General features: G+C 65.3%; 21 protein-coding genes, 1 pseudogene and 2 riboswitches. Of the genes and pseudogenes, 11 read left to right on the plus strand and 11 right to left on the minus strand.

The genetic code is table 11. From position 1 onward, the window contains the following. Window positions 1-58: 58 nt before the first annotated feature. The 3 genes from AADZ78_RS13600 to gcvP all read left to right on the plus strand — a co-directional run bounded on the left by AADZ78_RS13600 (window position 59) and on the right by gcvP (window position 4715). The gene (locus tag AADZ78_RS13600) at window positions 59-553 is read left to right on the plus strand and encodes a bifunctional nuclease family protein (protein WP_085249352.1); all 495 of its coding nucleotides are present in this window, start codon (window positions 59-61) and stop codon (window positions 551-553) included. A gap of 308 nt (window positions 554-861) precedes the next feature. Further along, complete coding sequence (locus AADZ78_RS13605; RefSeq protein WP_085249353.1) at window positions 862-1485, plus strand: MerR family transcriptional regulator; 624 nt, start codon at window positions 862-864, stop codon at window positions 1483-1485. A 95-nt stretch (window positions 1486-1580) separates the two neighbouring features. Then, window positions 1581-1678, plus strand: a riboswitch (glycine riboswitch). Beyond that, window positions 1679-1806: riboswitch (glycine riboswitch) on the plus strand. Window positions 1807-1853: 47 nt separating this feature from the next. Beyond that, complete coding sequence (gcvP, locus tag AADZ78_RS13610; RefSeq protein WP_085249354.1) at window positions 1854-4715, plus strand: aminomethyl-transferring glycine dehydrogenase; 2862 nt, start codon at window positions 1854-1856, stop codon at window positions 4713-4715. 4 nt (window positions 4716-4719) lie between these two features. Here the strand turns inward: gcvP and AADZ78_RS13615 are convergent, their stop codons facing one another. Next, a complete protein-coding gene (locus AADZ78_RS13615; RefSeq protein WP_085249355.1) occupies window positions 4720-5580 on the minus strand; it encodes a haloalkane dehalogenase in 861 nt (286 codons plus the stop codon). Window positions 5581-5619: 39 nt separating this feature from the next. On the opposite strand from AADZ78_RS13615, the gene AADZ78_RS13620 reads away from it, so the two are divergent. Then, a complete protein-coding gene (locus tag AADZ78_RS13620; RefSeq protein ID WP_085249356.1) occupies window positions 5620-6486 on the plus strand; it encodes an alpha/beta fold hydrolase in 867 nt (288 codons plus the stop codon). Window positions 6487-6556: 70 nt separating this feature from the next. Here the strand turns inward: AADZ78_RS13620 and AADZ78_RS13625 are convergent. From AADZ78_RS13625 to AADZ78_RS13660, 8 genes and pseudogenes are all read right to left on the minus strand, one after another. Continuing rightward, window positions 6557-8446: pseudogene (locus tag AADZ78_RS13625) on the minus strand (substrate-binding domain-containing protein); the annotation flags it as partial. Window positions 8447-8676: 230 nt separating this feature from the next. Beyond that, window positions 8677-10875 (minus strand): malate synthase G, encoded by a 2199-nt coding sequence (locus AADZ78_RS13630; protein WP_085249358.1) that lies wholly within the window; start codon window positions 10873-10875, stop codon window positions 8677-8679. A 282-nt stretch (window positions 10876-11157) separates the two neighbouring features. After that, entirely contained in the window at window positions 11158-12210 is a 1053-nt protein-coding gene (locus AADZ78_RS13635; protein WP_085249359.1) for a hemolysin family protein, read from the minus strand. Continuing rightward, window positions 12207-13577: a hemolysin family protein gene (locus AADZ78_RS13640; protein ID WP_085249360.1), complete on the minus strand. Its 1371-nt coding sequence runs from the start codon at window positions 13575-13577 to the stop codon at window positions 12207-12209. Before AADZ78_RS13640 ends, AADZ78_RS13635 begins: the two co-directional genes overlap by 4 nt. A 186-nt stretch (window positions 13578-13763) precedes the next feature. Then, window positions 13764-15200, minus strand: coding sequence for a GuaB1 family IMP dehydrogenase-related protein (locus AADZ78_RS13645; protein ID WP_085249361.1), 1437 nt, complete (start codon window positions 15198-15200; stop codon window positions 13764-13766). Window positions 15201-15215: 15 nt separating this feature from the next. Further along, window positions 15216-16667, minus strand: a complete 1452-nt coding sequence (gene gndA, locus AADZ78_RS13650) for an NADP-dependent phosphogluconate dehydrogenase (RefSeq protein ID WP_085249362.1) — start codon at window positions 16665-16667, stop codon at window positions 15216-15218. Window positions 16668-16782: 115 nt separating this feature from the next. Next, window positions 16783-17733 (minus strand): M56 family metallopeptidase, encoded by a 951-nt coding sequence (locus tag AADZ78_RS13655; RefSeq protein ID WP_085249363.1) that lies wholly within the window; start codon window positions 17731-17733, stop codon window positions 16783-16785. A gap of 14 nt (window positions 17734-17747) precedes the next feature. Then, on the minus strand, window positions 17748-18164 hold the full coding sequence (locus AADZ78_RS13660) for a BlaI/MecI/CopY family transcriptional regulator (protein WP_085249364.1): 417 nt from the start codon (window positions 18162-18164) through the stop codon (window positions 17748-17750). A gap of 354 nt (window positions 18165-18518) precedes the next feature. Here AADZ78_RS13660 and AADZ78_RS13665 point away from each other — a divergent pair, with 354 nt between their 5' ends. From AADZ78_RS13665 to AADZ78_RS13695, 7 genes are all read left to right on the plus strand, one after another. Continuing rightward, window positions 18519-18929: a PaaI family thioesterase gene (locus tag AADZ78_RS13665; RefSeq protein WP_085249365.1), complete on the plus strand. Its 411-nt coding sequence runs from the start codon at window positions 18519-18521 to the stop codon at window positions 18927-18929. A 64-nt stretch (window positions 18930-18993) separates the two neighbouring features. Beyond that, a complete protein-coding gene (locus AADZ78_RS13670; protein WP_085249366.1) occupies window positions 18994-19296 on the plus strand; it encodes an urease subunit gamma in 303 nt (100 codons plus the stop codon). Further along, window positions 19293-19604, plus strand: a complete 312-nt coding sequence (locus AADZ78_RS13675; RefSeq protein ID WP_085249367.1) for an urease subunit beta — start codon at window positions 19293-19295, stop codon at window positions 19602-19604. The genes AADZ78_RS13670 and AADZ78_RS13675 overlap by 4 nt, the downstream gene beginning before the upstream one ends. Next, on the plus strand, window positions 19604-21337 hold the full coding sequence (locus AADZ78_RS13680) for an urease subunit alpha (protein WP_085249368.1): 1734 nt from the start codon (window positions 19604-19606) through the stop codon (window positions 21335-21337). The genes AADZ78_RS13675 and AADZ78_RS13680 overlap by 1 nt, the downstream gene beginning before the upstream one ends. Beyond that, window positions 21337-21972, plus strand: coding sequence for an urease accessory protein UreF (locus AADZ78_RS13685; RefSeq protein WP_085249369.1), 636 nt, complete (start codon window positions 21337-21339; stop codon window positions 21970-21972). The genes AADZ78_RS13680 and AADZ78_RS13685 overlap by 1 nt, the downstream gene beginning before the upstream one ends. A 10-nt stretch (window positions 21973-21982) precedes the next feature. Continuing rightward, window positions 21983-22660 carry an urease accessory protein UreG gene (ureG, locus tag AADZ78_RS13690; protein ID WP_085249370.1) on the plus strand — a complete coding sequence of 226 codons (678 nt, stop codon included), beginning with the start codon at window positions 21983-21985 and terminating at the stop codon, window positions 22658-22660. 9 nt (window positions 22661-22669) lie between these two features. Then, window positions 22670-23314 (plus strand): urease accessory protein UreD, encoded by a 645-nt coding sequence (locus AADZ78_RS13695; protein ID WP_085249371.1) that lies wholly within the window; start codon window positions 22670-22672, stop codon window positions 23312-23314. A gap of 48 nt (window positions 23315-23362) precedes the next feature. Here AADZ78_RS13695 and AADZ78_RS13700 read toward each other — a convergent pair whose 3' ends face one another. Further along, on the minus strand, window positions 23363-24220 hold the full coding sequence (locus AADZ78_RS13700) for a PE family protein (RefSeq protein ID WP_085249436.1): 858 nt from the start codon (window positions 24218-24220) through the stop codon (window positions 23363-23365). A 261-nt stretch (window positions 24221-24481) separates the two neighbouring features. Then, a complete protein-coding gene (locus AADZ78_RS13705) occupies window positions 24482-24820 on the minus strand; it encodes a PE family protein (protein WP_085249372.1) in 339 nt (112 codons plus the stop codon). Window positions 24821-24990 lie beyond the last annotated feature (170 nt).

Here is a 24990-nt window from a genome sequence, read left to right on the forward strand (position 1 = left end):
CGCGTCGTCGTGCTGAGTGCGGACAGTCGGCGGCGGCATGTGCGGAGGGCAAACACAGATGGGTGAAGTTCGTGTTGTCGGCATTCGCGTCGAGCAACCGCAGAACCAACCGGTGCTGTTGCTGCGCGAAGCCAACGGTGATCGGTATCTGCCGATTTGGATCGGCCAGTCGGAGGCGGCGGCCATTGCGCTGGAACAGCAAGGCGTCGAGCCACCTCGTCCGCTGACGCACGATCTGATCAGGGATGTCATTGCAGCGCTTGGGCATTCGCTCAAGGAGGTGCGGATCGTCGATCTTCAGGAGGGTACTTTTTACGCCGATTTAATCTTCGACCGCGATATCAAGGTATCGGCACGCCCCTCCGACTCGGTTGCGATAGCACTACGGGTCGGTGTTCCGATCTACGTTGAGGAGGCCGTCCTCGCCCAGGCCGGTTTGCTGATACCCGACGAGAGCGACGAAGAGAGCGACAGCGCTGTTCGCGAAGACGAAGTGGAGAAGTTCAAGGAGTTTCTCGACAGCGTGTCACCCGACGATTTCAAAGCCACCTAACGGGCCGCAGCGGCGAGCGGAGCTGCCGAGCAAACCGCCACCTAGCGCGCCTGCAATGCGCCGCGAACTAGGGGCCAAACGTCACGGATGAGTTTCATCTCACACACTGCAAGGTCGACACGCCTGGCGGATATCGTCCACAAACCCCGGCGGCGGCCATACTTTGAGGACGATCGATGATCAACCGGGGCCACAGCAGCAAGCGAAAAGCGTATGCTCTCTAGCACTCGGGCCTGAGAAAACGTGGCTGTCCGAGGCAGCCAGTGACGCAGCTATTGACAAGAGCGCGATCGGCGAGAGGAAGCACCGTGAGCGAGCAGCCACGTCAAGGACAGCTGGATCTTGCTGACCACGCCACCAATGGTGCCGGCGACGGCGCCGTTGCGGGCCAACCCGTGCAGCCCGGATTGTTCCCCGACGATTCCGTGCCCGATGAGCTGGTCGGCTACCGGGGTCCGAGTGCCTGCCAGATCGCGGGCATCACCTACCGGCAGCTGGACTACTGGGCCCGTACATCGCTGGTTGTCCCGTCGATCCGCAGCGCCGCAGGATCCGGCAGCCAGCGGCTCTACTCGTTCAAGGACATCCTCGTCCTCAAGATCGTCAAACGCCTGCTCGATACCGGTATCTCGCTGCACAACATCCGGGTCGCGGTCGACCACTTGCGCCAGCGCGGTGTCCAGGATCTGGCCAACATCACGTTGTTTTCCGACGGCACCACGGTGTACGAGTGCACCTCGGCCGAGGAGGTCGTTGACCTGTTGCAGGGTGGCCAGGGCGTGTTCGGCATAGCCGTCTCGGGCGCGATGCGTGAGCTGACCGGCGTCATCGCCGATTTCCACGGCGAGCGTGCCGATGGTGGCGAGTCGATCGCCGCCCCGGAGGACGAGCTGGCGTCCCGGCGCAAGCATCGCGACCGCAAGATCGGCTAGCTGCGAGTTCTCACGGCGAGCAGACGCAAAGTCGCCCTGGAACGCACGTTCCCGGGCGACTTTGCGTCTGCTCGGCAGTAGACTGGGCAATGCATCGCTCTAGCGCGGGAGAGTTCTGTAGCTGCCAGCTGCGGACGCCGAAGGAGCAATACCTCTCCGTCAACCTCTCAGGCACCAGGACCGCGCCAGATCACGATGCCTCTGGAAAGCGGTGACGATCCGTAGCGGTTGCCACCCGCCGATGGGGAAAGGCGCCACGACGCATGCGCGGCGCCGAATCTCTCAGGCGCCCGGCGAACGGGTGAAGACAGAGGGAGAGGGCCCCGAGTCCATTCCCTTTGTGGTGCCTAGTCGTCAGGAGTTCCGCCTTGACCGAACATTCGAAGCTTTTCGGGTCCGACCATGCAACGTTCGCCGACCGCCACATCGCGCTGGACAGTCAGGCCATCGCCAGCATGCTTACCGTCATCGGTGTCGACTCGCTCGACGAACTGGCAGCAAAGGCGCTCCCAACGGGCATCCTCGATCCGTTGACCGATGGCAGCTCCGCACCGGGTCTGGACCGGCTCCCGCCGGCGGCCACCGAGGCTGAGGCACTTTCGGAGCTGCGGGCCCTGGCCGATGCCAACACCGTCGCCGTGTCAATGATTGGCCAGGGCTACTACGACACATTCACACCCCAGGTGCTGGTGCGCAACATCCTGGAGAACCCGGCCTGGTATACCGCATATACGCCCTACCAGCCCGAGATAAGCCAGGGTCGGCTGGAAGCCCTACTGAACTTCCAGACTATGGTCACCGATCTCACCGGCCTCGAGATCGCGAACGCATCGATGCTCGACGAAGGCACCGCAGCCGCCGAGGCCATGACGCTCATGCATCGCGCAGCGCGCGGCCCGGCCAACCGGCTGGCCGTTGACGTCGACGTGTTTACCCAGACGGCGGCGGTGCTGGCTACCCGCGCCAAACCGTTGGGCATCGAGATCGTGTCGGCCGACCTGCGCGACGGGCTGCCAGACGGTGAGTTCTTCGGCGTCATCGCCCAGCTTCCGGGGGCCAGCGGCCGGATCACGGACTGGGCCGCTTTGGTGGAGCAAGCCCACGACCGCGGCACGCTGGTGGCCATCGGCGCCGACCTGTTGGCGCTAACACTGATCACCCCGCCCGGCGAGATCGGCGCGGACGTGGCGTTCGGCACCACCCAACGTCTTGGTGTACCAATGGGATTCGGCGGTCCACACGCCGGGTACCTGGCAGTACATGCCAGGCATGCGCGTCAGCTGCCCGGTCGGCTGGTCGGAGTATCCGTCGACAGCGACGGCACGCTCGCATATCGCTTGGCGCTGCAGACGCGCGAGCAGCACATCCGCCGCGACAAGGCGACCAGCAACATCTGCACCGCACAGGTGCTGTTGGCGGTAATGGCCGCCATGTACGCCAGCTATCACGGTGCCGACGGACTCAGGACAATCGCTCGGCGGGCACACGCGTACGCGGAGCGCATCGCCGGCGCCCTCGGCGATGCACTGGTGCACGACAGGTACTTTGACACGGTGTTGGCCCGAGTGCCGGGGCGGGCCGATGAGGTGCTGGCCGCAGCCAAGGCGAACGGTGTCAACTTGTGGCGTGTCGACGCCGACCACGTGTCAGTCGCCTGCGACGAAGCCACCACCGACGCCCACGTGGCCATAGTCCTGGACGCGTTCGGCGTATCGGCGACCAACCCGGCGCGTGTCGATATCGCAACGCGTACATCGGAATTCCTGACCCACCCGGCGTTCACCCAATACCGCACCGAAACGGCGATGATGCGGTACCTGCGCACGCTGGCGGACAAGGATATCGCCTTGGACCGCAGCATGATTCCGCTCGGCTCGTGCACCATGAAACTCAACGCCGCCACCGAGATGGAGTCCATCACCTGGCCGGAATTCGCGCGTCAGCATCCGTTCGCCCCCGCGTCCGACAGTGCCGGGCTGCGTCGTCTGATCGCCGATCTGGAGAGCTGGCTGGTGGCGATCACCGGCTACGACGCGGTCTCGCTGCAACCCAACGCGGGCTCGCAAGGGGAGTACGCCGGACTGTTGGCGATCCACGAGTACCACGCCAGTCGCGGCGAGCCGCACCGCGACGTCTGCCTCATCCCGTCCAGCGCGCACGGCACCAACGCCGCGTCGGCCGCACTTGCCGGGATGCGGGTGGTGGTTGTGGGCTGTCACGACGAGCCTAGTCGGGCTGGCGACGTCGACCTCGACGATCTACGCGCCAAGGTCAGCGAACATGCCGATCGGCTGGCGGCGCTCATGATCACCTACCCATCCACGCACGGCGTCTACGAGCACGACATCGCCGATATCTGCGCCGCCGTGCACGACGCCGGTGGCCAGGTGTATGTCGACGGCGCCAACCTCAATGCGCTGGTCGGCCTGGCCCGGCCCGGCAAGTTTGGCGGCGACGTCAGCCACCTCAACCTGCACAAGACGTTCTGCATCCCGCACGGCGGCGGCGGCCCGGGGGTCGGGCCGGTCGCGGTGCGCTCGCACTTGGCCCCGTTCCTACCGGGTCACCCGTTCGCGCCGGAACTGCCTGCGGGACAACCGGTCTCGTCGGCGCCCTACGGTTCGGCATCGATTCTGCCCATCACCTGGGCGTATATCAGGATGATGGGCGCCGACGGCCTGCGCGCGGCGTCACTGACCGCAATCACCTCGGCCAACTACATCGCCCGCCGTCTCGACGAGTACTTCCCGGTGCTGTACACGGGCGAGAACGGCATGGTGGCCCACGAGTGCATCCTGGACCTGCGCGGTATCACCAAATCGACGGGCATCACCGTCGACGACGTCGCAAAAAGGTTGGCGGACTATGGCTTTCACGCACCAACCATGAGTTTCCCGGTGGCGGGCACGCTGATGGTCGAACCCACCGAGAGCGAGAGCCTGGCCGAGGTGGACGCGTTCTGCGAGGCCATGATCGGCATCCGCGCTGAGATCGACAAAGTCGGAGCCGGACTTTGGCCTGCCGACGACAATCCGCTGCGGGGCGCGCCGCACACTGCTGAATGCCTGCTGGTGTCCGACTGGAACCATCCGTATACCCGCGGGGAAGCCGCCTATCCGCTGGGCACGGCCTTCCGGCCCAAAGTCTGGCCGGCCGTGCGGCGCATCGACGGCGCCTACGGTGACCGTAATCTGGTGTGCTCGTGCCCTCCGGTGGAAGCCTTCGCCTGACTGGTCAACCGAAGCGCTCGATGATCGCCGTAGCGATACGATCCGGCGCATCCTCCTGGATGTAGTGCTTGGCGGTCGGTAACTCGACAAGGACGTGATCCGGAAACGCTTTGCGCATGCGGGGGATTGACGGACCGGGCCTGAACGCCATGTCCTTCATGCCCCAGACCAACAGAGCGGGCTTGGCACCCAACTTGGCGGGCACTTCCTGGGCGAGCCGTGCGAGCAATGGATGGGCGGCCAAGATCTGCTTGGGCATTTCGGCTACGCCCAGCCGTGCCGCGGCGTCGGGCTGCACCGCGCGGTAGTGGGTCATTACCGCGTCGCTTGGCCGGTGCTCTGATCCGGCGGGGATCAGCCGCTCGACGAAGAAGTTGCGCTTCAGGATTGCGTACTGCATCGGTGGGCTGGACATCACCCTGCTGAAGGCCTTCGTCGCCAGCGTGTCCGCCGGCCAGAACCACGTGTTGCCCAACACGACGCCACGTACCCGGTTGGCACGCTCGACGGCGACCGCCAGGCCGATCGGCCCACCCCAATCCTGGCCCATCGTGAGGTAGCCCTGGAGGCCCAGGTGATCGACGAATTCGCCGATCACCTGGGCGTGCTCGTCGATCTTGTACCCGAATCCCAAGGGGCGCTCCGATAACCCGAAACCCAGATAATCCGGCGCGATACAACGGAAACGGTCCCGCAGTGCGACGATGATGTCCCGATAGAGGAAACTCCACGTCGGGTTGCCGTGACACAACAGAATCGGGGGACCCTCGCCCTCGTCGACGTAGTGGACCCGCCCCCGCGAGCTATCGAACCAGCGCGACTCGAACGGATACAGCTGCGGATCCGGTGTGAATGTGACAGTCATTACCCTCCTCTGGTGCGTTCCCGATGGTATGCCCGAAGGGTGACATCAGCGAGTGTTCGAGACTGGCGGGACGGTGGCCGTTGGCTGCACACGCCGATTGGAAAAGTGTTTGTTCGGTCGGGACCAGGCGAAGCGCCGACCGTGCTGCTGTTGCACGGCTATCCGTCCAGTTCGTTTGACTTCCGGGCTGTGCTCCCACACCTGGCCGGGCATGCCTGGGTGACAATGGACTTTCTGGGCTTCGGCTTGTCCGACAAGCCGCGCCCGCACCGCTACAGCCTTCTTGAGCAGGCCGACCTGGTGCAGACCGTGGTCACCCAAACCACGACCGGCCCGGTGGTGGCGCTCGCCCACGACATGGGCACGTCGGTAACCACCGAGCTGCTGGCCCGCGATCTGGCCGGCCAGCTGCCGTTCGAGCTGCGACGCGCGGTGCTCAGCAACGGCAGCGTGATCCTAGAGCGCGCCAGCCTAAGGCCGATCCAGAAGGCATTGCGCGGCCCGCTGGGACCGATCGTCGCCCGGCTGGCTAGCCGCGGTGGCTTCAAGCGGGGGTTTGGCAGGGTCTTTTCATCCGCGCACCCGCTGTCGGCCGAGGAGGCGCAGGCCCAGTGGGAATTGTTGTGCTACAACGACGGCAACCGGATATCGCACCTATTGATCAGCTACCTCGACGAGCGGGTGCGGTACGCGCAGCGTTGGCATGGCGCCGTGCGCGATTGGCCCAAACCGCTGGGCTTCGTGTGGGGACTCGACGATCCGGTGGCAACAACCAACGTGCTCGATGGATTACGGGAATTGCGTCCCAGCGGTGCCGTCGTTGAACTGCCAGGTCTGGGTCACTACCCGCAGGTCGAGGCCCCCAAAGCCTACGCCGACGCCGCGCTGTCGCTGCTCGTCGAATAGCCGCACCCCGTCGCACATCACCAGGCCGCATCCGAGCCGCCGTTCACGATGAGACCACCCCGGCAGACGATCAGCTCAAGAATGTGTCGACCGCGGTGGCGAGCTCAGGGGTGGCCGACGTCGCCAGGTTCTGGTAGCTGCCGCCGCTGAGCCGGGCGACGGTTTCCCAGGTTGGTCGGTCCGGGTCGCCACCGAAGTCGATGACGTTGACCGCGACCGGCTTGGCGGGGTCCGCGCTGGTGCGAATGAAATCCTCTAGGCCCGGCCCGTCAAGGGTCTTGTCCGTGTGCGGCCCGGCGGTAATCACCAGCACCGAATTCTGTTGACCAGCACGGAAATTGGCCTGCATCTCCTGATAGATCATGCGCAGCGTGGTAAACGACACGGCGCCGCCGTTGGACGAATACTGCTTGTCCAGCGCGGCCAGCAGGGCCGCCGAGCGTGGCTGACCGTTGACCTGGTCGGCCAACGGCCCGGCGGACACCTCCGCGCGCCCCTCGTGGCCGTCGAACGTCCACAGCCCCACCACGGAGTTAGGGGGCAACGCCTTGATCCGGTTGTCGAGCGCCGTGACCACGTTGGCCAGCCGGGTCTTGCCGCCCTCATCGTTGGGCATCGACTGATCAAGCATGATCGTTGCGGCCACTCCGGTCGAGGGCATGGCCATCGTGTCGGCCAAGGTAGCCCGCATTCCGTCGTCACCGACGGACAACGTGCCGGGCAGTGCCGCAAAACTGGTGACCTGGCTGCTGGGCGGCTTGACTCCGTTGACGCGGAATCCCGCCTTGGCCAGCTTTGCAAGTTGCTCGGGCTTGTGCATGTACCTGGCGAAAGCGCTGGCCGCGGTGGTCTGCTCCTGCGATAGCCACGAGCCGCTGAGCAGCACGGTGGGGTAGTCAGCCAGTGCCACCGGCCCGGGCGGTAGCCAGGATCCCAGCTTGTTCTTGGCATCGGAGATCGACTGGCCGCGCTGGAACAGCTGCTGTTCGGTGGTGATCACCGCGTGCACTGGGGCCGCCGCCACATCGCCAGGCTTGAGCAGCGCGTTCATCGCCTCGCCCAGGGAGTCGTCGCCGAGCTCGGGTTGCGCGCCCATCAGTGTGCGCACCGCACCGGCGCCGGCGGTTGGTGGCGCACCGGCTGGTACCGACGCGGCTGCAATGGCTTCACCTGCCAGAAACGCGGCGTCGCCATTACCGGTGACCGGCAGCGACAGCCGCAATGATCCCCAGGTCGGCATGTTCAAACCGGCCAAGGAATCGGGGTTCGTTTGTAAGCCGGGCAGCGCGGCCCAGTTCTGGTTGGACAGGGCCTTCTGGAGTTCGGGCCGGATGGCGAGCAACACCGGCGACGTCGCCAGTGAACGGCTGTCGCTAATGATCTTCTGGCCCGCGGCGCCGGCGAGCCGCGCCGCAGAGATCGAACTACCGGGAACCCACAAGCCGGGTCGGCCGCCCAGTTCGGACGGCCATTTGCCGATGAAACCTGCGATCACGGCGTCGGAGCCGGCCGGTTTCACCGCCACGGCGACGCAGCGGTCACCGATTGGGCCGGCGGATGCGTTGTAGCTGTCGGCGAGATCCTTCACCTGGTCGGCGATCGTCGGGTCAGCGATGACAACGACTGTGTCGTTGCCGCCCACACAGCGCGCAGCCGCCGTGTGCGAGCGGTGCGACAACGCGTCACTGAAGAAGCCCCACAGGATCACCCCGGCCACTACCACCACGACAGCAACAAGAGCCACGACCACACCGGTGCTCACGCCGCGTCGTCCGCCTGGGCTTCGGTGACCGCCTTGCCATTCGCCGAGTCCCCGACGGCCGGCGGCACGGAACAAGGGCGGGGGTGCGGCACTTGGCTCCGGACTCGTCGGTTCGGAGCTTGGCGGGCGCGATCCAAAGTCGGGGTACTCGTCTGCACTGGGTGCCGAATACGCACCGAGCGTGGGGTAGTGGTCCTCGTCGGTGTACCACGGGCCGGGCGCACCCTCAGGGAACCCGGCGTCGGGGCCAGGCCCAGCTTCGTGGGCACCGCCCGGGCCTTCGGCTACCTCATCGCCCGCGCCCTGATGATCGGCAGGGTATTCATCAGACGGCTCGTCGGCGTAATCCTCAGGGTCGGGCTTACTGTGCCTACCCATACCGGCGTGTGCGTCCTCTCCTTCGAACGTTGCGCCCCGTCAAACGGAAATCATGCACCAGAGCGGGCCTTAAATTCGCGACGACGGCGATGCAGGATCGGCTCCGTGTACCCGTTGGGCTGCTGCCCACCGGACAAGATCAGATCCTGAGCGGCCAGGAAGGCGACGCTGTCGTCGAAATTCGGCGCCATCGGACGATATGCCGCGTCGCCGGCATTTTGCTGATCAACGAACGGCGCCATTCGTTCCAGGCCGGCACGCACGTCCTGGCTGGTGATGACGCCGTGGCGCAGCCAGTTGGCCAGCAATTGACTGGAGATCCGCAGGGTCGCGCGGTCCTCCATGAGCGCCACGTTGTGGATGTCGGGGACCTTCGAACAGCCGACACCCTGCTCGACCCAGCGCACCACATAGCCGAGGATCGACTGGCAGTTGTTGTCGACCTCTTCGCGGATCTCCTCAGGGGCCCAGGCCAGCTCCTTGGCCAGCGGAATCGTCAGCAGTTGGTCGACGGTGGTGCGGGTCTTGCCTTCGAGCTCCTGCTGCACGGCGAACACGTCCACTTGGTGGTAGTGCATCGCGTGCAGGGTTGCCGCGGTCGGCGAAGGTACCCAGGCAGTGGTGGCGCCGGCCCTGGGCTGGCCGATCTTCTGCTCGACCATGTCGGCCATCAGCTCGGTCATCGCCCACATGCCCTTGCCGATCTGAGCCTTTCCGGTGAAGCCGGCGGCAAGCCCGATGTCGACGTTGGCGTCCTCGTAGGCCTTGATCCACGTGGTGTTCTTCATCGCACCCTTGCGGATCATCGGGCCGGCCTCCATCGATGTGTGGATTTCGTCGCCGGTGCGGTCCAGGAAGCCGGTGTTGATGAACACCACTCGGTCGGCGGCGGCCTTGATGCAGGCCTTCAAATTGAGCGTCGTCCGGCGCTCTTCGTCCATGATGCCGACCTTGAGCGTGCCCTGCGGCAACCCCAGCACATCCTCGACGCGGCTGAACAGCTCGCAAGTAAAGGCCACCTCGTCCGGGCCGTGCATCTTGGGTTTGACGATGTAGATGGAACCGGTACGGCTATTGGTCAACGGCCCGTTGAGGTCACCGGTCTTGAGTCCATGGATCGCGATCAGGCCAGTGAATAGCGCATCCATGATGCCTTCGAAGACTTCATTTTCCTGGCCGCCGGCCTCGCTTACAACAATCGCATCGTTGGTCATCAGATGGCCCACGTTGCGGACGAACAACACGCTGCGTCCCGGCAGGGTCAATTCGCCGCCGTCGGGGGTGCTGTAGGTGCGGTCCGCGTTGAGCACGCGAGTGAAGGTCTTGCCGTCCTTGGTGACTTCCTCGGCCAGGTCGCCCTTGTTCAGGCCGAGCCAGTTGCGGTAGCCGAGCACCTTGTCGTCGGCGTCGACGGCTGCCACCGAGTCCTCGAAGTCCATGATCGTGGTGATCGCCGATTCCAGGATCACGTCCTTGACACCAGCCCGGTCCGTTGCGCCGATCGGTGATTCCGGGTCGATCTGGACCTCGATGTGCAGACCGTGGTTGACCAGCAGCACCGACCAGTTGGGGGAGCCGAGTTCGCCGGTGTACCCGAGGAACTTCTCCGGGCTGGCTAACCCGCTGGCCTCCGCACCGATGGCGATCTGCAGCTGCCCGTCGACGATGCTTACACCCGTCGCGTCGGCCCAGGAGCCCGACGCCAACGGTACGGCCTGATCGAGGAACTTGCGTGCGTAGGCGATGACCTTGTCACCGCGAACCTTGTTGTAGCCGCTGCCCTTTTCAGCTCCATCGTCTTCTGAGATGACATCGGTCCCATACAGGGCGTCGTAGAGGGAGCCCCAGCGTGCGTTGGCCGCGTTCAGCGCGAATCGTGCGTTGAGGACCGGCACCACAAGCTGGGGACCGGCGGTGGTAGTGATCTCGTCATCAACCCCGGATGTGGTGATGGTGAAGTCGTCGGGTTCGGGTAGCAGGTAGCCAATTTCGGTGAGGAACTGACGGTAAGCCTCCACGTCGAGCGGCGCGATAACCCGATGCCGGTGCCATTTGTCGATTTGGGCTTGCAGCTCGTCGCGGGTGTTCAACAGCGCCTGATTCTGCGGTGTGAGGTCGGTGACGACCTTTTCGACGCCAGCCCAGAAGCTGTCCGGGTCAATGTCGGTGCCAGGAAGGGCCTCTTTATTCACGAAGTCGTAGAGCACCCGAGCGACGCGCAAGTTGCCCGCCGACACGCGATCAGTCATGGTTCTCCTCCGTCATGGCCGTCCCCGGCTCCTCCACTGGCTACTACGTCAGCCTACCGAGCTGCAGCCCGACGAGCGTATCCGGCCGACCCGCAACAGCAGGTCACGCCGCGCTAGCAGCTTCGCGCGCGGCGACCCGGTGGGCCACGCGAACCGCTTTCTGGCAACACATGTACATGGGATCGGTACGTTTTCCCCACGCTCCCGTTACCGATGGCCGCCGTTACCCATGGCCGCTCAGATCATACGGGCTGCACACGATGGCGCCCGGCGGCCAGGGCGTCAGTCTCGGTCTATCCCGTCGCGCATGGTGCCAACCAAGTCATCCACCAGATCCTCCAACGCCAACATGGCAACCACCGCGCCGTCTTCGGCAGTCACCAATGCCAGATGGCTGTTGCTGCGACGCAGGTGTGACAAGGCGTCGGGCAGCCCCAGCGAACTGGGAACAAGCGGCAGCGGACGCACCAGGGCAAGGTCGATCACGGTTTGCGGATCATCACCGAGCGCCAGCACGTCCTTGATGTGCAGGTATCCGACGTACCTGCCATCGCGACCCACCACCGGAAACCGGGAGTAACCGGTCTGGGCGAGGGCCTCTTCGATCGCGCCGATAGTAGGCCCGGACCCCGGGGCCGCAACCGGCACTGCGTGTACGTTGACCAGCGGCACCGCAACATCGCCAACCACCCGGGTGCGAACCCGCAACGCCCGGGTTAGCCGCGTGTGCTCCTCGGGATCCAGCAGACCTTCGGACACCGATTCGGCGATCATTTCGCTCAGCTCGACCGTGGAGACGGTGATGTCAAGCTCGTCTTTGGGCTGCACCCCAAGCGCCCGCAGTATCGCTTTGGAACTCCTGTCGTAGAGCCAGATGAACGGGCGAGCGGCCCGCATGTAGATCAGGTACGGCGGCACCAGCAGCATCGCTGTCTTCTCCGGTCCGGCGATGGCGATATTCTTCGGCACCATCTCACCGAGCAGCACGTGCAGGGCGACCACAATCGCCAGTGCGACCGCGAAGGCCAGCGGATGCCGCAGCCCGTCCGGCATGCCGACTAGGCGCAACGGCGTCTCCAGCAGATGGGCGACAGCTGGCTCGCCGATTCGGCCAAGCAGGATCGAGGCCACTGTGATACCCAACTGAGCTCCCGTCAGCATCAGCGCGAGCTGCTCATTGGCCCGGATCACCGTGACAGCGCTGGCCCGGCCCTGCTCGGCCAACGCCTCGAGGCGGTCGCGCCGGGCCGAGATGAGCGCGAATTCTGCGCTGACCAACAACGCGTTGGCGCCCAGCAGCAGGATCGTCAGCGCGACTGCCAGCATGACGTTCATCGGTTGCCCTCGCCCAACCCGGACTTATCACGCCGGCCCAATTGAGTCAGCTCCAGGAGGTCGATCCGGCGGCCGTCCATCTGGACTACCGTGGCCTGCCAGCGCGCCGAATCATCCGGTAGGCCATCGGTATTCAGGGCGGTCAGCTCAACGGTTTCGCCGGCAACCGGGATGTGGCCCAGCTCCCGAAGAACCAACCCGCCGATCGTCTCGTACGGCCCCTCGGCGGCTCGATAGCCGGTGGCGGTTGCCACCTCGTCGATGCGCAACAGTCCCGATACTCGCCAGCCATTTTCCGCCGCCTCCACATGCGGCGTCGCGTCATCGTGCTCATCGCGGACGTCGCCGACGATCTCTTCGATCACATCCTCGACGGTGACCATGCCCGCGGTGCCCCCATATTCGTCGACAACCATCGCGGTCTGCAACGCGTTGGCACGAATTTGCGCCAGCACTGCGTCGCCGTCCAGCGTCGAGGGCACAACCGCAACGGGCTTGGCGACCGTGGTCAACAACGTGTGCGCACGAGCGGCCGGCGGTACCTCGAACACCTGCTTGACGTGCACGATGCCGACGGTTTCGTCGAGGTCAGCCCGGACCACCGGGAATCGCGAGAACCCTGTCGCAGCGACTGCCGCAACCAGATCGGCGATGGTGTCGTCGGTCTGCAATGCCACGACCTTCGACCGCGGCGTCATCAGCTCCTCGGCCGTCAAAGCGCCGAACTGCAGCGAGCGGTGCATCAGCGAAGCGGTGGCGTCATCAAGCGAGCCCCTGCGTGCCGAGCTTCGTACCAGCGACACCAGTTCCTGCTGGGTGCGGGCCGACCGCAATTCCTCGGCCGGCTCGATGCCGAGTCGACGCAAGATCCAGTTCGCCGCGCCGTTCGTCAGCCGGATCGCCGGCGTGAACAGCACCGAGAACAGCCACTGGGGAAGCGCGACCGCGCGGGCGGTCCGCAGCGGCCGAGCCACCGCGAGGTACTTGGGGACCAGCTCGCCGAACACCATCGACACCGAGGTCACGATGACCAGTGCCAGGAACGTCGTAATCGTGTCGGAGATCTTGTCCGGTATCCCCATGGCGTCCAGCCACGGATGCGGCAGCTCTGCCACCAGCGGCTCGGTGAGGTAACCGGTTGCCAGCGTGGTGATCGAGATACCCAACTGGGCCCCGGACAGCTGGAAGGACAACCTGCGGTGGGCACGTTGGATGAAGCGGTCGCGGCTGGCGCCGCTTCGGGCGTTGGCCTCAACCGTGCTGCGGTCCAGCGCGGTCAGGGAGAATTCCGCCGCGACGAACACCGCGGTGCCGAATGTGAGCGCCAAAATGGCCAGCACGCTGACCACGGTGCCGATCAAGATCATGGGCCGCCCGGATGTCGCGCTGCCGCAGCAGCTCGCGGCGTCCCGGATGGCCGCTCGTCCCGGAAGCCTACGGCCTCGACGGGTGCCTGCGGCACGTCATACCTTTCCCTCGATGCCGCGCAACGCGTTGCTGCGGGTGAAATTCACATGGTAGCGAAGATAGACCCGAACCCCGCGGGGACGCAGTCACCAGCCGGTGGGCAGGGGATGCCCTTCGGCGAAGCCGGCCGTCGACTGCACGCCGATCACGACCCGCTCATGTAGCTCGGCGAGGTTCGTGGCACCGACATACGTGCAGGTGCTGCGCACGCCGGAGGTGATGTGGTCGATGAGGTCTTCGACCCCGCCGCGGTCGGGGTCAAGGCCCATCCTCGATGTCGAGATGCCTTCTTCGAACAATGCCTTGCGGGCTTGGTCGAAGGGGGTGTCCGCGGCCGTACGGGCGACGACCGCCCGCTTGGACGCCATCCCGTAGCTCTCCTTGAACGGCTGATCGTCGCGGTCACGCATCAGGTCACCGGGGGACTCGTAGGTACCGGCGAACCAGGACCCGATCATCACGTTCGACGCGCCGGCCGCCAACGCCAGTGCCACGTCGCGCGGATGCCGGATTCCGCCGTCGGCCCACACATGGCCACCGAGTTGTCTTGCAGCAGAAGCACATTCGAGCACCGCGGAGAACTGCGGACGGCCCACACCGGTCATCATTCGGGTGGTGCACATGGCGCCGGGGCCGACACCGACCTTGACGATGTTCGCGCCGGCCTCGAGCAGATCCCGAGTTCCCTCCGCCGACACCACATTTCCCGCCGCCAGCGGCACACCCAAGTCCAGAGATGAGACCACGCTGATTGCGTCCAGCGTCTTGACCTGGTGTCCGTGAGCGGTGTCGATGACCAGCAAGTCGACGCCGGCCTCGACGAGAGCACGGGCCTTGGCGCCCACGTCGCCGGTGATGCCGACGGCCGCGCCAACCCGGAGCCGGCCCGCATCGTCGGTGGCCGGGGTGTAGATGCCGGCGCGGATCGCTCCAGTGCGACTCAGCACTCCCGCCAATGTGCCGTCGGCGCTGGTCAGTACCGCGACGTCGATTGGGGCGTGCTCGAGCAGGTCGAAGATCTTGCGCGGTTCGGTCCCAGCGGGGGCGGTCACGAAATCCGCCACGGCGATATCGCGCACCCGGGTGAAGCGATCCACGCCCATGCACGACGACTCGCAGACCAAACCGATTGGGCGGCCCTCGAAGACCACTACCGCGACACCGTGCGCGCGCTTGTGGATCAGGGCCATCGCATCCGACACAGAATCGTCCGGCGCCAGCATCACCGGGGTGTCGAGCACCAGGTCTCGGCTCTTGACGAAATCCACCGTCTGCTGCACCGCAGGAATCGGCAGATCCTGGGGGAGGATCACGATGCCGCCGCGGCGGGCCACCGTCTCGGCCATCCGTCGTCCGGCTACCGCGGTCATGTTGGCGACCACCACCGGGATGGTGGTGCCCGACCCGTCGGTGGTGGACAAGTCGACGTCGAACCGCGATGCGACGTCGGAACGGTTCGGCACAATGAACACGTCGTTGTAGGTCAGGTCGTACCAGGGTCGGTGCCCGTCTAAGAACCTCATCGCTGCTGCAATTCGTTAGGCCGGTACTTCGCTGCGGTCTCCACTCCATAATGTGTGGAATTTGCCCGGCTCGTCGATCCGCCCGTAGGTGTGCGCACCGAAGAAGTCGCGCTGGGCCTGGGTAAGCGCCGCGGGCAACCGCTCGGTGCGCAACCCGTCGTAATACGCGAGGGCCGACGAGAATCCGGGAGTTGGAATACCCAGTTGAGTCGCCGTGACTACCACCCGCCGCCAACTGTCGATGGCCGCCTCTACGGCGCTGCGGAAATACGGCGCGACGATCAGGCTGGCCAGGTTTGGGTCGGCGTCGAAGGCTTCCTTGATGCGGTTGAGAAACTTGGCCCGAATGATGCAGCCACCGCGCCAGATGGTCGCCAAATCGCCCGGGGTGATGCCCCAGCCGTATTCGGCGCTGCCTGCCTGAATGTGGTTGAAGCCTTGTGCGTAGGCCACGATCTTGGAGGCATACAACGCCTGGCGGACGTCTTCGGTGAAGGTCTCGTGATCGGTGGGTTTCTCGCCGAGCTTGCCCGACGCCAGCCCGATGGTGGCCTTGCGTTGCGCCACCGAACCGGACAGGGCGCGGGCGAATACCGCCTCGGCTATTCCGGTTACCGGCACCCCGAGATCCAGGGCTGATTTGACCGTCCAGCGGCCGGTGCCTTTTTGTTCGGCTTCATCCAGAATCACGTCGACCAGCGGCTTACCGGTCTTGGCGTCGTTCTGGCGCAGCACCTCTGCGGTGATCTCGACCAGGTAGCTGTCCAGGTCGCCCTTGTTCCAGCCGGTGAATACGTCGGCGATCCGCGGTGCATCCAGGCCCAGTCCATCGCGCAGCAGCTGATAGGCCTCGCCGATGAGCTGCATGTCGGAGTACTCGATGCCGTTGTGGACCATCTTGACGAAGTGTCCGGACCCGTCGGGGCCGATGTGGGTACAGCACGGGACGCCGTCGACATGGGCGGAGATCTCCTCGAGCAGCGGGCCCAGCGACTCGTACGACTCGGCGGGACCGCCCGGCATGATCGATGGACCGTTCAGGGCCCCCTCTTCGCCGCCGGAGATGCCGGCGCCGACGAAGTGCAGCCCACGCTCACGCATCGCCTTCTCCCGGCGCATGGTGTCGGTGAACAGCGCATTACCGCCGTCGATGATGATGTCGCCGGGTTCCATGGTGTCGGCGAGCTCGTTGATGACGGCATCGGTGGGGTCACCGGCCTTGACCATGATCAGGACCCGACGCGGCGTCTGCAGTGCGGCAAGGAATTCCGGGATCGTTTCGGCACGGACAAACTTGCCCTCGGACCCGTGTTCTTCGAGCAGGGCATCGGTCTTGGCGATGGACCGATTATGCAGAGCCACGGTGTACCCGTGCCGGGCGAAGTTTCGGGCGATGTTCGAACCCATCACGGCCAGGCCGGTGACGCCTATCTGTGCGGTCGCGGTGTTCGATTCCGACGAGCTCATATCCTGCCTTTCGGTCGGGCGTCGTATTCGAGAATCTTGCCTAGCGCATTTTCGAACGCCATTCGGACACACTGTGGCACAGCGGACTAGTGGTACCCCAAAGTGTCGCGACGCTTTAGATGGTGATCAGCCGTTGCAGCTCGGTGAGCCACGGTACGGCCAGCGCAATGGTGGGCACCACCAGCACCGCAGCGGCGGCGAGGTAGGCGGCCACCGACAGCGCCAGGCTGTTGCCGCGGCCCGAGAGCCGGCGCACCCGTAGCACGGTGGACGGACCTCCCGCCGCCAACGCACCCGATGGCGCCCGCCCGGATGCACACGCCACCAAGGCGCGGGCCAGGGGGGTGCGCCCGGCGGCGCGCACCGCCGCGTCGTCGGCCAGCAGCTCGACGAGCAGCTGCACCGCGCCCAGCGCGTTTGCACTGCGCACCAGACGTGGAAAGGCCGCGTGTACCGCGGTGAACGCCTCCAACACAAGGTCATGGCGGGCCCGCAGATGAGCCCGCTCATGGGTGAGGATCGCCGCGACCTCGGCGTCGCCCAGGGTGTTCAGCGCCCCTTCGCTGACCACCACCCGGCTACGCACCCCGGGCAGGCAGTAGGCAAGCGGCTCGGCCACGTCCAAGACGCGAAGGTCGCGAGTCCGCGTGCCCGGCTGGGCCAGAGCACCGTCGTGCCCGACGTGAACCAGATCAATCACCATGCGGTGATGGGCTCGCCGCCGCCGAGTGGCGATGGCGCCCCTCAGCACCGCGGCCACCAGCCGGACCCCCACCAGCACCGTGAGCGCGAAGACGGCGATGTATGCCGTCCACAACGGCCAGCCGAGCCGGCCCTCGGCTCCGAGAATGGTGGCGGTGGGGCGCCCGTCGGGACCGGGCATGAGCACCCGGCTGGCAATCGCGATGCCTGCACTGAATGCCGATAGCGCTGCAGCGAGCGCAATGGCCTGCCAGAGCACCATCGCGGCTCGTGGGGCGCGCAACGGCCACGTCGCTCGTGCTAGTAAGGCTGGGGTTGGGCCAGCCAGCAGCACCGCGAGGATGGTGAAGGCCAGCGCGGACACGCTGCTAGTCTCTCTCAGTCCTCCGCTGGAGCGCCAGCAGATGACGAATTGCGATGACTTGCTTCCAATTCGGCGAGTGCGCGGCGGAGTGCGTCCGCCTCGTCGGCGCCGACCCGCTCTACGAAGTGCACCAGTGCGGCCTGCCTACTGCCGGAGTCCTCGGCCTGGGCCAGTGCATCGACCATAAGCCCGGCGACTAGTTCGTCGCGGCCATGTACGGGGGCATAGCGGTGCGCCCGATCGTCGCGAATTTGAGAGACCAGATTCTTCTTGGCCAACCGTTGCAGCACGGTCATCACCGTCGTATAGGCGAGGTCGCGCCGCGCCGACAACGCTTCGTGGACTTGGCGAACGGTTTGAGGTTCCGCCGTGGACCACAAGTGATCCATCACGGCGCGTTCCAGATCCCCCAGCCGCGTCAGCTTGGCCATAGTTCACTCATCTCCATCAGGTTGAAACCAGCGTACTCCGGCTTACTACCGACCGTCGTATCCAAAACCGGTCGGTGCCAAACCGAACCCTGCTAGACCGGCACCCGGCAGCCGCTCTCTGTGACCGGCGTCACGGCCGCTCACATCCGAGAATCGGTCCCTCACGTTCGCAACACTACGCACCCGGCGCTTGCGAAATTAGGGCAGCCTTGCCTATTCTAATACCGGTCGAGCGAACAAATGACCGTGGCAGAGTCCTGAGGGCTGCAGCGACCCCCGGTCCACTCGATCGGCGAGCCCCGTGCCTGGTGCACGGGGCTCGCCCGTTTTCGGGGATGGTGTAGACACAAGGTCGTGCAACCGCCGGACACGGTCATCCCGCCAAACTTCACCGCCCCGTTCGACACCGAGTTGGGGCTGCAATTCACCGAACTCAGCCCCGACGGCGCCCGCGCGCGGCTGGAGGTCAAGCCCAAACTCCTGCAGCCGATGGGAATCGTGCACGGCGGTGCCTACTGCTCGATGATCGAGAGCATTGCCAGCGCGGCCGCCTTTACCTGGCTCGCCGCGAACGGCGGCGGAAACGTTGTTGGCGTCAACAACAACACGGACTTCCTGCGCGCGATCAATTCCGGGATGGTGTTCGGCAAGGCTGAACCGGTGCACCGCGGTCGGCGTCAACAGCTGTGGTTGGTCACCATCACCGATGATCGCGACCGGGTGGTGGCCCGGGGCCAGGTGCGGTTGCAGAACCTCGAGCCGTAACCCAACGACGGCTGAGGTTGGCTCGGCATGTGCTGAAGTCGGCGGCGTGGCAGGATCGCAGAGCATGCGCCTGACGCCGCACGAACAGGAGCGATTGCTGCTGTCCTACGCCGCCGAGCTGGCCCGCCGGCGTCGGGCGCGCGGCTTGCGCCTCAACCATCCGGAAGCCGTCGCGGTCATCAGCGACCACATCCTCGAGGGCGCCCGTGATGGCCGCAGCGTCGCCGAACTGATGGTCAGTGGTCGCGAGGTGCTCAGCCGCGAGGACGTGATGGAGGGCGTGCCGGAAATGCTTACCGAGGTGCAGGTGGAGGCGACGTTTCCGGACGGAACCAAGTTGGTCACCGTACACCACCCGGTAGCATGATTCCCGGCGAAATCCTCTACGGCAGTGGCGATATCGAGATCAATGCAGCAGCACAGCGACTTGAGATGCAGATCGTCAACACCGGCGATCGCCCGGTGCAGGTCGGTAGTCATGTGCACCTCGCGCAGGCCAATGCGGCGCTGTCGTTCGACCGCCTCGCGGCCCGCGGTTACCGCCTGGACATTCCGGCCGCCACGGCGGTCCGTTTCGAGCCTGGTGTGTCGCAGACCGTTCGGTTGGTTCCGTTGTGCGGACGGCGCGAAGTGTACGGATTGACCCTGACTCCGCCCGGACAACTGGACTCCTGATGGCAAAGCTAACTAGGGAGCGCTACGCGCAGCTATTCGGACCAACCACCGGAGACCGGATCCGGCTGGCCGATACCAACCTGCTGGTACAAGTCACAGAAGACCGCAGCGGGGGGCCTGGATTGGCCGGCGACGAGGCGGTGTTCGGTGGCGGCAAGGTGCTGCGTGAGTCCATGGGCCAGGGGCGGGCGACCCGCGCCGAGGGCGCGCCCGACACCGTGATCACCGGCGCGGTGATTATCGATTACTGGGGAATCATCAAGGCCGACATCGGAATTCGCGATGGCCGCATCGTGGGAATCGGAAAGGCCGGCAATCCCGACATCATGACGGGTGTGCATCGGGATCTGGTCGTCGGACCGTCTACCGAAATCATTGGCGGCAACGGCCGAATCGTCACCGCCGGCACCGTCGACTGCCACGTCCACCTGGTTTGCCCACAGATCATCGTCGAAGCGCTCGGAGCGGGGACGACCACGATTATTGGCGGCGGCACCGGGCCCGCCGAGGGAACCAAGGCCACTACCGTCACCCCCGGCGAGTGGCACCTGGCCCGGATGCTGGAGTCACTGGATTCCTGGCCAGTGAACTTTGCTTTGCTCGGCAAGGGAAACACCGTGAGTGCCGACGCGCTGTGGGAGCAATTACGCGGTGGCGCATCGGGTTTCAAACTGCATGAGGATTGGGGATCCACACCCGCGGCCATCGACGCCTGCTTGACTGTCGCCGAGGCCGCCGGTGTGCAGGTCGCGCTGCATTCCGACACCCTCAACGAGCTGGGGTTCGTCGAGGACACCATTGGCGCGATCGCCGGACGCTCAATTCACGCCTACCACACCGAGGGTGCCGGCGGCGGGCACGCCCCGGACATCATCACCGTCGCCGCACACCGGAATGTGCTGCCTAGCTCCACCAATCCCACCCGTCCGCACACGGTCAACACCCTCGACGAGCACCTCGACATGCTGATGGTGTGTCACCATCTCAACCCCCGGATACCGGAAGACCTAGCGTTCGCCGAGAGCCGGATCCGGCCGTCGACCATCGCAGCCGAGGACTTGCTGCACGACATGGGCGCGATCTCGATGATTGGCAGCGACTCACAGGCCATGGGCCGCGTCGGCGAGGTGGTGCTGCGCACCTGGCAGACCGCGCATGTGATGAAGGCGCGTCGCGGGGCATTGGAAGGCGACCCGTCTGGCAGCCAAGCCGCCGACAACAATCGGGTCCGGCGGTATATCGCGAAATACACCATCTGTCCGGCCATTACACACGGCCTGGACCATCTGGTCGGTTCGGTTGAGGTGGGCAAATTGGCCGACCTGGTGCTGTGGGAACCGGCATTTTTCGGAGTCCGTCCGCACCTCGTGCTCAAGGGCGGCGCGATCGCCTGGGCGGCGATGGGTGACGCGAACGCGTCCATCCCGACGCCCCAACCCGTGCTTCCGCGGCCGATGTTCGGCGCTGCCCCGCCCACCGCGGCGGCCACCTCGGTGCACTTTGTCGCACCACAAGCGATCGAGGCGCGCCTGCCCGAGCGGCTCGCGGTCAACCGTCGAGTGGTTCCGGTGAACGACGTGCGCGCCGTCAGCAAGGCTGACCTGCCACTCAACGATGTGCTGCCCAACATCGATGTCGAGCCCGACACCTTCACCGTGCGCATCAATGGGCAGGTGTGGCAACAGCAGCCGGCCGCCGAACTTCCCATGGCGCAGCGGTATTTCCTGTTCTGATGGCTTCGCTCGCAACGCTTCTCGCGCTGGCCGACTCACGGCTGCCCAGCGGCGCGCACGTGCACTCCGGTGGCATCGAAGAAGCTGTCGTCAGCGGGATGGTAACCGACCTGGCCACCCTGGAGGCGTTCCTTACACGGCGAATCCGCACGCACGGACTGGTCACGGCGTCGATTGCCGTCGCGGTACAGCGAGGCGATCTAGCCCTCGATGACGCCGATCATGAGACCGATGCGCGCACCCCGGCGCCGGCCGCCAGACAGGCGTCGCGCAGCCAGGGCCGGGGGCTGGCGCGTCTGGCGCGCCTGATCTGGCCCGACGCGCAATGGGATGCGCTGGGCAGGCGCCCGCATCTTGCGGTTGTCGCCGGGCGCGTGGGAACGCTGAGCGGCCTCGCCCCCGACCACAACGCCCTGCACCTCATCTACACCACGATGACCGGCTCTGCCACCGCCGCGCAGCGCCTGCTGGCGCTCGACCCCGCCGACGTGGCCGCTCTGACCTTCCGACTCTGCGACCTATGCGAGGCCATCGCCATCGAGGCAATCGCCGGACTCGCCGACTTATCCGACCCGTTGCTCGACACGCTCGCACAGCGCCATGCCGAACGCGAGCGTCCCCTGTTCGCCTCCTGAAAGGTAAGAAATGACACGGCATTTCCACTCTGACACCCACTCCCACCCACACGTGCACACCGATCGCCCAAAGCGGGTCCGCCAGCCCGGCGAGCCGCTGCGCATCGGCGTCGGCGGCCCGGTCGGCTCCGGAAAGACCGCGTTGGTCGCCGCCCTTTGTCGGCAGTTACGGGACGAGCTGTCGGTGGCGGTACTGACCAATGACATCTACACCACCGAAGACGCCGACTTCCTGCGCAAGCATGCGGTGCTGCCCGACGATCGGATCGCGGCCGTGCAGACCGGCGGTTGCCCGCACACCGCGATCCGTGACGACATCACCGCGAATCTGGACGCGATCGACGACTTGATCGCTGCACAAGATCATCTGGACCTGATATTGGTCGAATCCGGTGGCGACAACCTCACGGCCACCTTCTCTTCGGGCTTGGTGGACGTGCAGATCTTCGTGGTCGATGTGGCCGGCGGCGACAAGGTACCGCGCAAGGGCGGACCGGGAGTCACCTATTCGGATCTGTTGGTAATCAACAAAACTGACCTGGCTCCGCTGGTGGGCGCAGACCTGCAGGTGATGGCACGCGACGCCGACGTGGTGCGCGGGGGGCGCCCGACCGTGCTGCAATCGTTGATCGAAGACCCAGCCGCAAGCCAAGTTCTGGCCTGGGTTCGCACCCAGCTGGCCAGCTGATGGACATTGATGCATTCTAAGGTACTGGTTGTCGCGTCACGAAACCGCTTGCCGCGCATCGACTGCCGTGGCGGGGTCCAGGCGCGCTGCACCGCACCGGATACGGTGCACCTGGTGTCGGCAGCCGCCATCCCATTGGGCGGCGACACCATAGACATTCGGGTGATCGTCGAGGAGGGCGCGCGGCTCAAGCTGCGTAGCGCCGCCGCCACCGTCGCCTTGCCCGGTCCACGGACCCCGGCGTCGCACGCCCGCTGGCGGATCGATGTGAGCGGAACCCTGGATGTGGATCTCGAGCCGACGGTTGTCGCTGCGTCAGCCCGGCATTGGTCCTGGGTAGTTTTGGCGCTGCACGACGATGGCCAGATTCGCTTCCGGGAGCGGGTGCAGGTCGGCAGATGCAATGAGCGCGAAGGGTTTTGGTCGGGATCGCTGTGGGCCGACCGGCGTGACCGGCCGCTGCTGCGTCATCGGGTCGAGCTGGGAGCCGGGTCGCTGGCCGACGACGTCCTCGCCGCACCGTGCGCCACCATCAACGAGTTATATTATCCGACAACGTCATTCGCTGATTGCTTCGAGCCGGGGTCGACGGTGTTGGCGTTGGCCGATGGCGGGACGCTGCGCACCTGGCAGGGCGACCGGTTAGCCGGTTAGCCGTTCAGCTCGAAGTGGACCCGTGGCTCGGCGCCCGCGTAACGTCGCTCAACTTAGCGTCACTGTAGCCGCAAGTGAACCCGGTTGCGCCGTAATCACAGCAGGCCCCACTGCGCCCCAGGGGCCAAGCCCAAGGCTGACCGTGGCTGACGTAATTGCGCCTGACGATAATTGCTGCACCAGCGCATCAGGCAATGGCAGGGTTACCGTAAATGTTCCGTTAATGCCGTCGTTGATGGCGATAAGGGGAGACATCAAGAGCGTCTGGAGGGCGGCCGGCACCTGTCCCCCTAGGAGTTGGCTGACAGCTGTTGCGGCGGAATTTTGGAACGAGACCACCATGTTGGCCGGTATAGCCCCCAAAGTAAGCAGCCTAAAGGGGGCCAGTACGGCCTCCCCGACGGCAAGATTGCCCGAAAAGGAGACGGCCCCTGAATCCGATACCACCTGGTTCATCGTCAGCGTCCCCGGAAACCACGGAATCGGACCATTGTAGATCTGGGTGGCTGCCGCGGGGGCGGCAGTCGAGCCGGTCCCGATCAACGGGTGACCCAGCAACGCCTCGGTGTGGGCATTGGTCACGGCAAGCACGTCCTGCCCCAGGGTCTGCAACCGCGAGGCGTTGGCGGCCTCGACTGCCGTGTACTCCCGCGCACCGGCAGTCAGCGCCTGCACAAACTGGGCATGAAACCTCGCCGCCTGGGCACTCAGCGCCTGATATTCGTAGCCGTAGGTGCCAAACAGCCTCGCGATTGCCGCCGACACCTCGTCGCCGGCCGCGGTCAGCACGTGCGTTGTCGAGCTGGCCGCCGACGCATTTGCCGCCCTAATCGCCTCCTCGAGCCCGGTCAAACCCTCCGCCGCCGACGCCAAACTCCCAGCAGTCGCTATCACAAAAGATGACATCAACAGCCCCGATCCGACGAGGTCAACACGACCCACGAAGAACTTCCGACTGTGCGATCGTCGACCAACAACCGCATGCGGGGGCCCGTAGCCGACTACCTAACCTCCACCCCTCGACACCCATCGAACTACCCCACTCAGACCAGCCGAGGGCGGTTGGAACCTGCACTTCACGCCGACCTCGAGTTCCTGGCTAAACCTCATCGCCAAAGTCCAACGCGGACGTGACGCCCTCCGCCAGACCAAATCGCGAACGGACCTCTAGCCGCCGGGTGGGCTGGTATCTATCTGATCGTCGATTCCCTGCGCTAAAACGACGTCATTGATAGCGTCGGTGGCCCAATACCATTCGGCAGCGATATGGAGGAGCTGCACGAACTGGGCGTAAAACGCAGCCGCCTGAACGCTAATCTCCCGATAGGTCTGACCGAACGCGTTGATCAGCGACGTGACCGCCTCCGACACCTCGTCGAGACCCGGCGCACCCACCCCAGTTATCGCCGTCGCCGCTGTATTGGCCGCTTGCAGCCCCGAGCCGATGTCCAGCAGGTCCCGGACCGCCGCCTGGACCGTCTCCGGTGCCACGACCACAAGCGACACGCGATCCTGCCCTTCACACCAGCCCGACTGCTAGCACACGTGGCGAATAATGACTAAATCAGAATACGAAATTCCGGCATGAAAAATCAGAAAGTCCGCCGACGGGTCCGCGTATTCAGAAAGAGTTCATCTATAAAAATTAGAATTTGATTTGAACCCCGAGAGAATTG

This window comes from Mycobacterium riyadhense, from assembly GCF_963853645.1.
Classification (GTDB): domain Bacteria; phylum Actinomycetota; class Actinomycetes; order Mycobacteriales; family Mycobacteriaceae; genus Mycobacterium; species Mycobacterium riyadhense.